Raw genomic sequence first — 13,424 nt, 5'->3', positions numbered from 1 at the left:
GATGGAGAGCCCAAGAATCTATCATTAATAAAATGATATCCTTGGGCTTTTTTCAGTTAAAATAATTTTGCTGCAGTAAAATGAATAGAAAACTAGTTAAATAATCACAATAAATATATAATGAAAGAAAAACATTTGGCAGGGATAGAGATGAAACAAATAAAAAAAGGACAAATCTTATCAGAACGTTTTGAGGTAGCCTTCAATCAAGTGCATGATGCGATGAAGGATATTGTCAAAATTAATGATGAGAGATTTGTTGTTTTGGTTAAGGTTGGGGCTAAGAAATATCAAATTATCGAAACATTTAAAAAAGACCTAGAGCAATATGCCAAGTTGCGGAATGCCATTGTCCATGAAAAGATGGAGATTGGCTATTATATTGCCGAACCGAATGCAAAAGTTGTTGAACATATTGAGAAAATCGCAAATATGTTTAACCGTCCCAATTATGCTTTATCGATTGCCACGAAAAATGTCGTTTACTTTGATTACCATGATCGTATCCTAAAGGTAACAGAGGGAATTCGTCAATTTAATTACTCCAAATTTCCTATTTATAAAAATAAAGAGTTTGTTGGGCTGTTAACAGCAGGTTCAATTGTAAAGTGGTTGGCACAAAATATGGTGAGTAGTTCTGTGAATCTAGCAGATATTCATATTTTTGATATTATGAAGTACGAAAAAGAACATCCGATTGACTTTGTCGCAAAAAGCACGAATATCTTCGATGTTGAAACGATTTTTGAGAAATCACATAAGGTAAAGAAGAAATTAGAAGCAGTTATCATTACTGAAAATGGCAGAAAGGACGAGACCCCGCTTGGAATCGTCACTCCGTGGGATTTAATAGAAATTGACTACACGGTTGATTAAAGGAGAGGAGCACACCAAAATTGGTATGCTCCTTGTTTTATGGCATATCATCAAAATTAAACTCACTTAATTGATCCATATGACTAGCAATCATCGCGATAATGGTACTCGCTTCTTCTTTGCTGAAAATGAAATGGGATTCATCTCTAATTAATTCATCATTTGTCGTCCAAATCCGGTTAATGCGTTTTAGAACACCGTCGCCTGTTTCAGAAACGACACCAAATTGATAGGTAACTTCGACTTCATTCCCGTGCTTGAAAGCCGTTACTTCCGGTGTGTTCCAGTCCACATCAATTTCTTCAAAAATATCATCACTATTTACTTGTTCAGCCTGGTAATACTCCACACCGTCATCATCAACCTCAACCATTTCATAACAGTCATCACTGTCTTCATACACTTCGTTTGAAGTTAGATACACACCGTCATCTGTGTAGTGATCATCATCGTTCATATAATCATGAAGGCTGATATGTACTTCATCGATGATTTCTTCTATGTCCGAAAGGATGATTTTAGCAGTATGCCCACTGTCAACATCAAAGGTATCGATGTAAAATTCTTCGTTCCCTGGGTCAAAGAACAATGTGCAAAAATAGTCTCTATCGATATCTTCTGTTTGAACATCTTCTGTTTCTACAAAAAACTCGATCCTCGGGTGTTTGGAAGCCCTTTCAATCGACATTTGACCAACCTGATTATACTCTTCACAAATAGATTCCAGGTGATCCTGCAGCTCGCTGCAAACTCTGTCAAACCATTCTAACGACATTAACATCCCATCCTTTCAAGGTAATCGAAGTTATTATCTCCAAAATGCACCCTAATATGTTTAATCACTGCATTTTTGTAAAAAGATGGATTCACCAGTGAAAAGTGTAAGTCTATATAATCTAGCGCCTAATGTGTTGGTCAATTAATAAAAATGAAAAATCCCTCATTTTTTAGAATGGGGAATACTTTGATACTCAAGTTCGAATTGTTCGATTCGTTCCCGCACAATGTCAGGAACCTGGCAGGGGGACAACGAATCGTGGTCAACGCTCACATAAATAATCTCTGCTAACAGAACGGGTTCCTCTTCATCTTCTCTCGTAATCATGAAGCTCATGGTCATGCTTTTGGTGCCGACTTTTTCCACTCGGCACCAAATAGTCAACCAATCGTTTAAGTAAGCCGATCGTTTATACTCGATAGTTGATTTTGCTAACACAAAGTCAAACTCTTCATCAGGCTGAAGTAGCTGCTGGAAATATTCTGTGACGGCCACATCAATATACGTAAGATAATGCGAATTAAAAACAATCTTTTGACCATCAATTTCCGAATAACGCACCTTTAATCGATGTGAAAAGCGATAATCATCCATTCTAGACTCCTTTCATTATTTCACCAACGCTTGTTCCTCTTCGGCTATTGCTTTTACCCGTTCAACGAATTTAACAACGGTCTTATCACTGGCAAACCATAAAAATAGTTTAAAGATTGCTTTTAATGGTTTATTCGTTGTCGTGTATTTGAAATGTGTTTTATCTTCATTTATTTTCGTTACTTCATAGCCAGCTGTAATTTCAAATAAATTGGCTAAGGTAAATCCAACCTTCATTTTTTTATGATCAGGAGTATTCAAATATTCTATCGTTTCAACATCATACTCCTCAATCCGCTTTCCTTCTTTATACTGCTGACGGTAGATTGTCCCAACGCCATCTTCTGTCACTTTTACCGGTGTATTCCCAACAACCTGTGGCATAATTTTTTGCATTTTTTCTAATGAACCATCAAATAAATCCCAAATCTTGTCGATAGGAACATCAATCTCTATTTCTTTTGTCCACTCTTTCATCTAGGAACACCTCTTTGTATATAATTATTTGAATTTTTCAAAAAAATAACAAGTTGAATTAATATTCTCTATTTATGTTAAAAATCCTTTTCATTGTAACAAACTCTTAGGGGGAATGTAGACTTTATCGTTATAGGAAATTCTCAAAGCTTTATCATTTGTATTATAAAAAGTATAATCGGAGAATAAGATAAATGTGTGTTGAAGGGGATGATTCAAATTTGGGTTCTTCATTAAATAGTTCAATAGACAATCCTGGTGCAATTACTCGTTCCAAACGTTTATGGATGGCTGTTGTGCTTGGTTCATTAGGGGCTTTTGCACCGTTATCGATTGATATGTATCTGCCAGCGCTGCCAATCTTAGCGGATTACTTTCAAACAAGCGCTTCTTTTATTCAGCTAAGTCTAACTTTTTTCCTGTTAGGAATATCTTTAGGACAGCTATTTGCCGGTCCCATTAGTGATATTCGCGGCAGACGAAAACCATTACTCATTGGATTAATTATTTATTTTATTGTTTCAATCCTATGTGTATTTAGCCCATCGATTTGGACCTTCATTTTGTTACGTTTTATTCAAGGCCTTGCAGGTTCATTCGGGATGGTTATCTCAAGGGCGATTGTCCGTGATTTATATTCAGGAATTGAACTAACCAAATTCTTCGCTCTTCTGTCATTAGTGAATGGGGCTGCACCCATTCTTGCACCAGTTGCAGGAGCTTTACTGTTAAGATTTATTCCGTGGCAAGGGATCTTCGTTGTGTTAGGTTTAATTGGTTTTATTATGTTTTTTGTTGTTCTTTTCGGCTTACAAGAAACCTTGCCAGCGGAGAAACGGGTAAATGCTGGTATCAAAAATACTCTTCGCACCTTTCAAAAATTGATTGGTGATCGGGGTTTCATTGGCTATGCACTTTCGCAGGGTCTAGTAAGTGCAACAATGTTTGCCTACATATCAGGCTCTCCCTTTGTGGTGCAAAGTATATATGGGGCTTCACCAGAAACCTTCAGTCTCATTTTTGCCCTCAATGGCATTGGTATTATGATTGCCAGTCAATTAACAGGCAGGCTATCTGTCAGATTCCGCGAGTCTAAGCTTATGACCTTCGGATTAGCCATGTCTGTTTTCGGTTCGCTGGTCTTACTAATCCTACTGCTGCTTGAGGCAAAGTTATGGCTCATTATGATCCCATTATTTTTCGTTGTATCCAGTGTCGGTGTTGTCAACACCGCAAGTTTCTCGCTCGCCATGCAGGAGCAAGGTAAAAATGCGGGCAGTGCCGCAGCGCTACTTGGAGTACTATCCCTATCAATCGGCGGTATAACTTCTCCATTAGTTGGATTAGGGGGGGAACAATCTGCACTTCCAATGGGGCTCGTCATTGCCTTTGCATCCATTGGAGCAGTGCTGATTTATGTATTTTTAGTATTGAAAAAAACAAGTCAAAGTAAAAAAACTGCGTCATAAAAAAAATCCATCTACTATAGGAAGTGGAGCATTCGGGTGCATACTGGCAACGAGTGCTCTTTTTGTAATAGTTGGAAAGAATTGTCCTTCACCAAACTGACCTCCTATTAAACATCTAAATGTGAGCATGACTTTTAAGTTTTTTTGAAGCGTATGTTACTATAAAGATGAATCGTAGAAAAATGAGGTGTATTTATGAAAATTGAAGTTTGGTCTGATTTTGTCTGTCCATTTTGTTATGTAGGGAAACGTCGGTTAGAGGAGGCTCTATCTCAATTTCCACATAGTGACAATGTTGAAATAGAATTTAAAAGTTTTGAACTAGATCCTAATTCTCCACCATATAGTGGCAAAAGTATTCATGAATCATTAGCTTCAAAATATGGGATGAGCATCGAACAAGCAAAGCAAGCGAATCAAAATGTTGGTCAGCAAGCCGCTGGAGTTGGATTAACGTTTAATTTTGATAACATGAAGCCAACCAATACGTTTAACGCTCATCGCTTGGCGAAGTTTGCAAAAACACAAGGGAAAGAAGCGGCTATTACTGAAAAACTTCTATATGCCTATTTTACTGAATCCAAAAACGTGGGTGATGTAGAAACATTAGCCGATATTGCGGAGGCTTCGGGGCTTGAGCGTGAGGAGGCATTAAAGGTTCTCCACGATGAAAAGGCATATGCAAATGATGTCCGAATCGATCAATCAATTGCACAGCAATATCAGATAACGGGCGTTCCATTTTTTATTATCAATCAAAAATATGCCATCTCTGGTGCGCAACCAACCGCAACGTTTTCAGGAGCACTGCAAAAAGTATGGGAAGAAGAAAATCCGGCCCCCGTGCTGCAGGACCTTTCTACCGTTAGTGCAGAAGATGCAAGCTGTGTGGATGGAAATTGTGTTATTCCTGAAAAAAAAGAAAAGTAATGCCATTGGTCACTCCAGCCCACCTGGAGTGACTTTTGCATAAGTTGAGTACACAATGAAATAATAGTGGTAAATAAGGTAAGGAGCTAACATCTATGAACGTATTAGTGGTCGGAGCAAATGGACAGGTTGGAAAGCTTCTAGTTAATCTACTAAGAGACAATAAAGAACATACTGTCAAAGCATTGGTCAGAAAGGAAGAACAAGCTGATGCTTTGAAAAAAATGGATATAGAAGTGTCTGTTGCCTGTTTAGAACAAAGTGTGGAAGACATTGCTCAAGCAGCAAGAGGCTGCAATGCCATCGTATTCACCGCAGGTTCTGGCCGTCTTACAGGCTATGATAAAACATTACTCATTGATCTTGATGGAGCTGTGAAAACCATCGAAGCAGCTGAATTAATAGGAATTAAACGCTTCATCATGGTCAGTGCGATTCAGGCACACAGAAGAGAAAATTGGCATGAAAAGATGCTTCCCTATTATGCCGCAAAATACTATGCCGACAAAATGCTCGAACAAAGTGAACTAACATATACAATTATCCGCCCCGGTGGGCTATTGAATGAGCCGGGAACGGGGATGATTACAGCAGCGGACGACATTCGAAGTGGAAAAATTCCTCGTGAGGATGTGGCAAATACAATTATCCAATCATTAACAGAAGAAAATACATATTACCAGTCATTTGACCTTGTTGCGGGGAATGTTCCGATTCGAAAAGCTTTAACATTGCTCTAAACAATTATTACTTTGGAAAAAGCATTTGAATTTTCAAATGTTTTTTTCGTTTGAAATAAGGTTTTATTTCTACCTCCTGAAAATATAGTAAATAGAAGAAGATGCCCCAATTTGAAACTTTTCTGGCTTCTGAACGTAAAAGTATAAAGTTACTTTTCATCAAATTTTTTTTTCCTTATTGCCCTTGAAAATATATTCCCTCCTATCATTGTCATCATAGGGTGGCAGAGAAAAAGAAGATACTAATATGAATTTTTTATGTCAAAAGAGAGGGTTTTTGCCATGGATATTATTTCTATATTATTAGGTTTACTTCTTGTCTTGAATATCATATTGGCCCTCTTTGTCATTTTTCAAGAAAGAAGAGACGTTGGTTCTACTTGGGCATGGCTGTTAGTTCTATTTTTCATTCCTATCCTCGGATTTGTTTTGTATTTATTATTAGGACAAAATTTAAGTCGAAAACGTTTATTTCAATGGGATGATCTTAAAAAGACTGGTTTCGAAAAAACACTTGAAACACAGCTTGACAAGCTTCGAACAAATCAATTTAATTTTCTAAGTGCTGCAGCAAAAGATAACAACGATTTAATTTATATGCATTTAATTAACAACCAGGCGGTATTAACAGAGGATAATGCTGTTGAAATCTTTACGGATGGTAAAGAGAAATTTGATCAGCTATTTAAAGATATCATGGCAGCAAGGAATTATATTCATATTCAATACTACATTATCAAAAATGATAAATTGGGTAAAAAACTAATCGAAGCGCTGACAACAAAAGCGAAGCAAGGGGTAAAGGTTCGAATCCTTTATGACGAATTAGGGTCACGCAGCTTGCCGAAAAGATCCTTTAAAGAATTTCGGAAGGCTGGAGGACAGGTGGAAGTCTTTTTCCCATCTAAATTTCGTTTTATTAATTTACGGATGAACTACCGCAACCACAGAAAATTAGTCATTATAGATGGGGAAATTGGTTATGTCGGCGGTTTCAATGTTGGGGATGAATATCTTGGTCTGAATAAAAAGTTTGGCTATTGGCGAGATACACATTTACGGATTCAAGGAACTGCAGTATATGAGCTTCAGACCCGTTTTATCCTTGATTGGAATCAAGCCTCTGATGATCAAGATGTTGATTATGTTCCAAATCTTTATCCAGAAGATATCTCTCATGGGAATATCGGGATCCAAATTGTTACAAGTGGACCAGATTCTGAATTTCAACAAATTAAGAATGGCTATATTAAAATGATTATGTCGGCAAAAAAATCTATATATATCCAAACCCCTTACTTTATTCCAGATGCAAGCTTGTTAGATGCCCTTCGTATCGCCTGCCTGTCGGGTGTTGAAGTCAATATCATGATTCCCAATAAACCTGATCATTTGTTTGTCTATTGGGCAACGCTCTCCCATGTTAGTGAATTATTAAAAGTGGGCGCAAATGTTTTTATTTATAATAATGGTTTCATCCATGCAAAAACACTTGTGGTTGATGAAGAAATTTCATCCGTTGGCACGGCGAACATAGACTATCGAAGCTTTAAACTCAATTTTGAAGTGAATGCCTTTTTATATAATGAAGAGATTTCTAAAAAGCTAACAGAGATTTTTAAAGAAGATATAAAAGTGTCGAAGTTATTAACGTTTGAAAACTATCAAAAACGTTCATTAGAGGTTCGTCTTAAAGAATCGATTTCTAGATTACTTTCTCCGATTTTATAAGATAGTTAACCATCATGTTCATTGAAGAACTAGCTTCAGCCTATCCCATAAGGATAGGCTGTTTTTCATGATGAATCATTCGTAGCATTGAGAGATCAGATGGAAAAACGCTTGGATCTATAAGTACCCCAAGCGTTTTTTCATATATGTTGCTTTAGTGGATTACCGCTTAATCCTTTTAAGCACTTTTTCCTCGAATTCTGCTTGCTCTATATCTAAACCGATTACTTCATTTCTAAACGACTTGAAACGTCCATTTTCCACTTCAAGGGTGAAATATCCCCTTGGACTAGAAAGATTAATATCCCCAATGATGTTTTTCCGTACAGAAGGGTCAAATAGGTTCACTAAATTAGGATTGCTTGGATGAGGTTTAAACCGACAGCCCTGTTCGACGCAAACTCTCACAATATTACGTACCTTTGGATGAGTAATGCTTTCAATTCTTTTAATTACTTCCTCATTAGACATAGGTGGGATTCTCCTTTCCATTCTTACAAACAGTATGCGGTTGTTGTTGAAAATATGCATTAAGATTGAAGCAACATATTAGTCTATGTACTCATTCAAAAAAAAAGAATAAATTTCGCTAGTTATATAAATAAAACCCATACAGGACTGTAAGGTAATCAAATTTTTGAGAAAATCAATCAGAAATGAGAAAAAGACATATTTGTATATATATGATAAAATAATACAGGTTTTATTTTTCTAAATAACAATTTTCTTGCAAGGTTTTTTAAGAAGGAAGTGTGATTCGTGTCTAATACAAGAACGTTAGACGACAATAAATTAAATCATTTACGTGCTGACTGTGAAAAATGCTTTGGATTATGCTGCGTTGCCTTACCATATGCAAAATCGGCAGACTTCGCAATTGATAAAGACGGGGGTACTCCCTGCAGTAATTTACAATCCAACTACCTATGCAGTATCCATATAGATCTTCGTAAAAAAGGGTTTCGCGGATGTTCGGCTTATGAATGCTTTGGTGCTGGTCAAAAGGTATCTCAAGTCACCTATAATGGCAAAAATTGGCGCACAAACAAAAGTATAGCTCAGGAGATGTTTGCAGTTTATCCGATTATACAGCAGCTTCAAGAAATGCTTTGGTATTTAAATGAGGTCCTTATGATAGGAGCTGCAAAATCGATTCATAAAGATGTACAGAAAATGATTGAAGAGACTGAGGCGCTAACTTTTCATAGTCCTGAAATTATTCTGACAATTGATGTTAGTGGCCACAGAGCAAATGTAAATAAGTTATTAATTCGTGCGAGTGAATTAGTACGTGATCAAGTCAGTAACAAACATAAAAATACCCGCCGGGCCATGGACTATTTAGGTGCGAAGTTGAGAGGCGCAAATCTAAAGGGAGCAAACTTAAGGGGTGCTTTATTAATAGCTGCTGATCTAAGAAATGCGGATCTCCGCTGGAGTGATTTAATAGGTGCGGATTTTAGAGATACAGATATCAGTGGGGCTAATCTTACTAATAGTATTTTTCTTACCCAAGCACAAGTAAATGCTGCCAAGGGTAATAAACATACAAAACTACCATCAGCCTTAGTGATGCCTGCTCACTGGAATCACGAGGACTAAATTCTGTTTTATACAAAAAGTAAACATACTTGAATTTTTAATATATATAAGCCTAAAATAAGAGAATGGAAAGTTTCCAACGATAAAATATGATAAGTAGGGAAAACAGATGATCGCAAAAACAGAAGAAGATATTAACGCATTGAAAGAAATCGGCAAAATTTGTGCCGTAATTAGAGATGAATTGGTACAAAGAACGGTACCTGGCATAACAACAAAAGAACTGGACGATATAGCTGGACAGCTTTTTGAAAAGGCAGGAGCGATCTCTGCTCCAAAGGGTGAGTACGATTTTCCTGGTTTCACATGTATCAGTGTCAATGAAGAAGTGGCACATGGGATACCAGGTAAGAGGGTTATTCAAGAAGGTGACATCGTCAATATTGATGTCTCAGGATCAAAGAATGGCTATTTTGCGGATACGGGTATCTCGTTTGTAGTGGGTGAAGGTGAAGCTATATTAACGAAAATTTGTGAGGTTGCAAAATTAGCATTTGAAGCAGGTCTTAAGAAGGCAAAACCTGGTTCAAAGAAAAGTGGCCTTGGAAAAGCTGTCATCCAAACGGCTCGACAGCATGGTTTAACGGTCATCATGAATTTAACCGGCCATGGGATTGGTCGAAGAATCCACGAAGCACCTGATCATATTTATAATTATCATGACACCTGGGATGACGAGCTTTTAAAGGATGGAATGGTGATCGCATTTGAACCTTTTATCTCAACGAAAGAAGAAGAAGTATTTCAAGTTGAAGGTGATGACTGGACTTATGTGACTGAGGAAAGTTTTGTAGCTCAATATGAGCATACGATAATCCTTACAAAAAACGGACCTATTATTACAACACTATAAAAGTAAATGAAGTACCAGCGATACTCTCTCGCTGGTACTTTTTATTTTTTACATAAGTGTTTTCGTAACGTACAAATTTGTTCTTATATTTTTCACAATTTCAAAGTATTTTCTATAACAATGATGTTAATCACAAACTGCTTATTCAAAAGCTGTTATTTTAGTTGTATGAGATTCATTATCATTACTATGAAATCAAAGTTCCAATAGAAGAGGAGAATCCCTATGAGCGAAATTATTAATAATCGTGAACAACTAACAAACACTTCAAATAAACGTCAAGCAATTTTAAAACAAATTTTTAAAGATCTTCATGATGGAAAAAGTGTCACGGAGGTAAAAGCACATTTTGACGCTTTTATTGGAAAAATAACTATAGAAGAGATATCACGGCTGCAGCATGATTTCGGAGATTTATCTGTTGAAGAAATGCACAGATTGCACTCAAAGCATACAGAAATCTTTAAAGACGCTATTGAGGAAATTGAAAAAACGAATAAGCCTGAGGAGCAGCCTGGCCACCCTATTCACACTTTTATATTAGAAAATAAAGAGCTGGATAAGCTTGTAAATGATCAAATGCAAAGGCATGTACATGAATTTCAGATTGAAGATAATTCTGATAATGTATTTACTTTATTGGAAGATATAAACCTTCTTTTTGATATTGATAAGCATTATAGCCGGAAAGAAAATTTAATTTTCCCTTATCTTGAGACATACGGCATTTTTGGACCGACTACAAACATGTGGCGCATTAACGATTTTATCCGTGATGCCATTAAAGATGCTAGACTGAAGTTAACTTCGTATAATGGAGATAAACAGGCAGTAATGGATGTATTAAATTTTGTTATTCAAGAAGTTACTACCATGATTTATCGAGAAGTGAATATTCTTTTCCCTATGGCCTTGAACAATTTCACCGAAGATGAATGGGTGAAGATCGCTCGAGAAAGTGATGAAATTGGCTATTGCTTGATCGCACCTACAGAGGTATGGAAACCTGAAAGACATGAGTTAGAAGAGAAAGCAATGTCTGAAGGGTTTATCAAGATGGAAACAGGAATACTCTCATTAAAACAATTAGAGCTTCTGTTAAATCATTTACCTGTAGATATTACTTTCATTGATCAAGATGATGTTGTCCGATACTTTTCACATGGAAAAGATAGAATTTTTGCTCGTACTAAAGCCATTATTGGCCGTACGGTTCAAAATTGTCATCCGCCTAGAAGTGTACATGTAGTAGAAGATTTATTGGCTGACTTCAAAGCTGGTAGGAAGGATACAGAGGACTTCTGGATTAAGTTCCGTGATAAATATGTATACATTCGTTATTTTGCTGTAAGAGATGAGAGTGGTAACTACATTGGTACACTTGAATTTACACAAAATATTGATCCAATCAAAGCGATTGAAGGAGAAAAAAGGATTTTATCTTAATGGGGTATTTTTAAATATAAAAATCAAATACTATAACTGATATTCCTGTAATATCACGTTTCAGAGTATCCTATCCTAACTATTGAGGTGATTCGTTGTGAGTTATCAAGATAATTTGGATCCACAGTCTCAAAAGTTTCATCATAATTGGACACGGCCTAAGCGTGTAACTACACAGGTAAATGGACAAACACAAAGATCTCAACATAACATTATATTGAGATCAAACGCAAAGGCACATAAGTGGTAAAGGGTATATCTGATTAGGAAGAAAGAAGACGAAATCGGTCTTCTTTCTTTTTTTTTATCGCTCTTTTCTTACACTTTGTTTCTTAATGTGTTACTCCTCCAATCAAGATAAGCACCACCAAAATGGAACCAAAGGAAATTCCCATAATTTTGTATAATGGTATTAATATATCACAAACATTCTTTTCCTATATTTTCTATGAAATTCATTAGAATATTATAGAAAACAAAAGAAAGCGCTTCAATATTAAAAATATAGATAAAAATCAGAAATGTTAAAATAATATACTAGACTAATGATAAAAAAAGTACTACAATAACTTTATTCTTTAATTTAGGTAGTAAACAAAATTCATGGGTCAACGAAGATACTAAATTACGGTTACTAGTATCAGAAAATTCGAATAAAGGGGGATGTTTCCATGAAAAAGAAATTAGCAAGTGTGTTTATGGCTTCAACCATCTTTGCGGGAATGTTAGCAGGATGTGGAACAGCGAAAGAGGGTTCAGGTGGAAATTCAGATACCATTAAATTGGGAGTGAATCTAGAACTTTCAGGTAATGTTGCTTCTTATGGTGAATCAATGGCAAAGGGAATTGAAATGGCTGTTGATGAGATAAATAAAAGCGGCGGTGTAGATGGCAAACAGTTTGATATCGTGAAAGTGGATAACAAATCTGAAACGTCTGAAGCGACAAACGGAATCATAAAATTAACAAGCCAAGATAAAGTAACGGCTGTAATTGGTGCTGCAACAAGTGGAAATACTGTAGCCCAAGCACAAATTGCTAATGATACAAAAACAGTTCTAATGGCTCCAGGTGGTACAAGCCCAACTGTTACCGTTGATGAAAAAGGTAAAGTAAGAGAGTTCGTTTTCCGTACTTCCTTTATTGATCCGTTTCAAGGGACAGTAGCTGCCAATTTTGCATCAGATATTTTAAAGGTTAAAAATGCTGCTATTTTAGCTGACAATTCAAGTGACTATGCCAAAGGTTTATCGGCTTCTTTTAAAGAAACCTTTAAGGCAAAAGGCGGTAAAGTGGTCGCGGAAGAAGCATATGTAGCAAAGGACACTGATTTCCGTGCTACACTCACTCGAATTAAGGCGAAAAATCCTTCATTCATTTTTATCCCTGGTTATTATGAAGAAGTTGGCTTAATCGTAAAACAAGCGCGTGAATTAGGGATCGATGTTCCATTAGTGGGTGCTGATGGCTGGGATTCTCCAAAGTTGGTTGATTTAGCTGGAGCAGAAGCATTAAATAATACTTACCTTATTAACCATTACTCATCTGAAGATCCTGACGAAAAAGTGCAAAACTTTGTAACAGCATTTAAAGAGAAGAACAAAGGTGAAGCACCTAATGCCTTCAATGCACTTGGTTATGACACAGTTTACTTTTTAGCGGATGCCATTAAACGTGCAGGCAGCACGGATTCAAGTAAAATTCAAGCAGAATTAGCGAAAACAAAGGATTTAAGCCTCGTTACAGGTGTAGTAACAATTGATAAAAATCATCATCCAATCAAAACTGCGACCATCTTAGAATATAAAGATGGTAAACAAGTGTTTAATACAAAAGTAAATCCTTAATAATACTAAAAAAAGTAGAATGGAAGGATACAATCCTTCCATTCTACTTTTCTAAATAGTTAAAACTGGAGTTTAGAGGAG

14 protein-coding genes are annotated in these 13,424 nt (G+C 36.3%); 10 read left to right on the top strand and 4 right to left on the bottom strand.

From position 1 onward, the window contains the following. Nucleotides 1-150 precede the first annotated feature (150 nt). On the top strand, nt 151-876 hold the full coding sequence (locus tag BLR86_RS19700) for a CBS domain-containing protein (RefSeq protein ID WP_254782385.1): 726 nt from the start codon (nt 151-153) through the stop codon (nt 874-876). Nucleotides 877-913: 37 nt separating this feature from the next. Here the strand turns inward: BLR86_RS19700 and BLR86_RS19695 are convergent, their stop codons facing one another. The 3 genes from BLR86_RS19695 to BLR86_RS19685 form a co-directional block, all read right to left on the bottom strand. After that, the gene (locus tag BLR86_RS19695; RefSeq protein WP_090765558.1) at nt 914-1,651 is read right to left on the bottom strand and encodes a hypothetical protein; all 738 of its coding nucleotides are present in this window, start codon (nt 1,649-1,651) and stop codon (nt 914-916) included. A gap of 165 nt (nt 1,652-1,816) precedes the next feature. After that, nucleotides 1,817-2,248 (bottom strand): acyl-CoA thioesterase, encoded by a 432-nt coding sequence (locus tag BLR86_RS19690; protein ID WP_090765555.1) that lies wholly within the window; start codon nt 2,246-2,248, stop codon nt 1,817-1,819. Between the two features lie 15 nt (nt 2,249-2,263). Next, nucleotides 2,264-2,725, bottom strand: coding sequence for an SRPBCC family protein (locus BLR86_RS19685; RefSeq protein WP_090765552.1), 462 nt, complete (start codon nt 2,723-2,725; stop codon nt 2,264-2,266). A 287-nt stretch (nt 2,726-3,012) separates the two neighbouring features. Between BLR86_RS19685 and BLR86_RS19680 the strand changes: the two genes are divergently transcribed. The 4 genes from BLR86_RS19680 to cls all read left to right on the top strand — a co-directional run bounded on the left by BLR86_RS19680 (nt 3,013) and on the right by cls (nt 7,595). Next, entirely contained in the window at nt 3,013-4,194 is a 1,182-nt protein-coding gene (locus BLR86_RS19680; RefSeq protein WP_090765831.1) for a multidrug effflux MFS transporter, read from the top strand. 195 nt (nt 4,195-4,389) lie between these two features. Continuing rightward, nucleotides 4,390-5,124 carry a DsbA family oxidoreductase gene (locus tag BLR86_RS19675; protein WP_090765551.1) on the top strand — a complete coding sequence of 245 codons (735 nt, stop codon included), beginning with the start codon at nt 4,390-4,392 and terminating at the stop codon, nt 5,122-5,124. A 95-nt stretch (nt 5,125-5,219) separates the two neighbouring features. Continuing rightward, on the top strand, nt 5,220-5,864 hold the full coding sequence (locus BLR86_RS19670; RefSeq protein ID WP_090765549.1) for an SDR family oxidoreductase: 645 nt from the start codon (nt 5,220-5,222) through the stop codon (nt 5,862-5,864). 282 nt (nt 5,865-6,146) lie between these two features. After that, the gene (cls, locus tag BLR86_RS19665) at nt 6,147-7,595 is read left to right on the top strand and encodes a cardiolipin synthase (protein WP_090765546.1); all 1,449 of its coding nucleotides are present in this window, start codon (nt 6,147-6,149) and stop codon (nt 7,593-7,595) included. 162 nt (nt 7,596-7,757) lie between these two features. Here cls and BLR86_RS19660 read toward each other — a convergent pair whose 3' ends face one another. After that, nucleotides 7,758-8,066, bottom strand: coding sequence for a hypothetical protein (locus tag BLR86_RS19660; protein WP_090765543.1), 309 nt, complete (start codon nt 8,064-8,066; stop codon nt 7,758-7,760). A 288-nt stretch (nt 8,067-8,354) separates the two neighbouring features. Between BLR86_RS19660 and BLR86_RS19655 the strand changes: the two genes are divergently transcribed. From BLR86_RS19655 to BLR86_RS19635, 5 genes are all read left to right on the top strand, one after another. Continuing rightward, nucleotides 8,355-9,197, top strand: a complete 843-nt coding sequence (locus BLR86_RS19655; protein ID WP_090765540.1) for a pentapeptide repeat-containing protein — start codon at nt 8,355-8,357, stop codon at nt 9,195-9,197. A gap of 109 nt (nt 9,198-9,306) precedes the next feature. Further along, nucleotides 9,307-10,050: a type I methionyl aminopeptidase gene (gene map, locus BLR86_RS19650; protein ID WP_090765537.1), complete on the top strand. Its 744-nt coding sequence runs from the start codon at nt 9,307-9,309 to the stop codon at nt 10,048-10,050. Between the two features lie 225 nt (nt 10,051-10,275). After that, on the top strand, nt 10,276-11,496 hold the full coding sequence (locus BLR86_RS19645; RefSeq protein WP_090765535.1) for a DUF438 domain-containing protein: 1,221 nt from the start codon (nt 10,276-10,278) through the stop codon (nt 11,494-11,496). Nucleotides 11,497-11,593: 97 nt separating this feature from the next. Continuing rightward, nucleotides 11,594-11,746, top strand: a complete 153-nt coding sequence (locus BLR86_RS19640) for a YpzG family protein (protein WP_090765533.1) — start codon at nt 11,594-11,596, stop codon at nt 11,744-11,746. A gap of 421 nt (nt 11,747-12,167) precedes the next feature. Further along, nucleotides 12,168-13,343, top strand: a complete 1,176-nt coding sequence (locus BLR86_RS19635) for an ABC transporter substrate-binding protein (protein WP_090765530.1) — start codon at nt 12,168-12,170, stop codon at nt 13,341-13,343. The last annotated feature ends 81 nt before the right edge of the window (nt 13,344-13,424 follow it).

The sequence above is a fragment of the Bacillus sp. OK048 genome (assembly GCF_900103525.1).
Classification (GTDB): domain Bacteria; phylum Bacillota; class Bacilli; order Bacillales; family Cytobacillaceae; genus Neobacillus.
Note: the sequence above shows the minus strand (reverse complement) of the source record. Positions and strands in the feature narration are given on the sequence as shown.

What these genes read in the sequence shown, in the direction of transcription:
- BLR86_RS19700 (WP_254782385.1), top strand. Translation starts at nt 151, where the DNA reads ATGAAACAAATAAAAAAAGGACAAATCTTATCAGAACGTTTTGAGGTA.
- BLR86_RS19695 (WP_090765558.1), bottom strand. Translation starts at nt 1,651, where the DNA reads ATGTCGTTAGAATGGTTTGACAGAGTTTGCAGCGAGCTGCAGGATCAC.
- BLR86_RS19690 (WP_090765555.1), bottom strand. Translation starts at nt 2,248, where the DNA reads ATGGATGATTATCGCTTTTCACATCGATTAAAGGTGCGTTATTCGGAA.
- BLR86_RS19685 (WP_090765552.1), bottom strand. Translation starts at nt 2,725, where the DNA reads ATGAAAGAGTGGACAAAAGAAATAGAGATTGATGTTCCTATCGACAAG.
- BLR86_RS19680 (WP_090765831.1), top strand. Translation starts at nt 3,013, where the DNA reads ATGGCTGTTGTGCTTGGTTCATTAGGGGCTTTTGCACCGTTATCGATT.
- BLR86_RS19675 (WP_090765551.1), top strand. Translation starts at nt 4,390, where the DNA reads ATGAAAATTGAAGTTTGGTCTGATTTTGTCTGTCCATTTTGTTATGTA.
- BLR86_RS19670 (WP_090765549.1), top strand. Translation starts at nt 5,220, where the DNA reads ATGAACGTATTAGTGGTCGGAGCAAATGGACAGGTTGGAAAGCTTCTA.
- cls (WP_090765546.1), top strand. Translation starts at nt 6,147, where the DNA reads ATGGATATTATTTCTATATTATTAGGTTTACTTCTTGTCTTGAATATC.
- BLR86_RS19660 (WP_090765543.1), bottom strand. Translation starts at nt 8,066, where the DNA reads ATGTCTAATGAGGAAGTAATTAAAAGAATTGAAAGCATTACTCATCCA.
- map (WP_090765537.1), top strand. Translation starts at nt 9,307, where the DNA reads ATGATCGCAAAAACAGAAGAAGATATTAACGCATTGAAAGAAATCGGC.
- BLR86_RS19645 (WP_090765535.1), top strand. Translation starts at nt 10,276, where the DNA reads ATGAGCGAAATTATTAATAATCGTGAACAACTAACAAACACTTCAAAT.
- BLR86_RS19635 (WP_090765530.1), top strand. Translation starts at nt 12,168, where the DNA reads ATGAAAAAGAAATTAGCAAGTGTGTTTATGGCTTCAACCATCTTTGCG.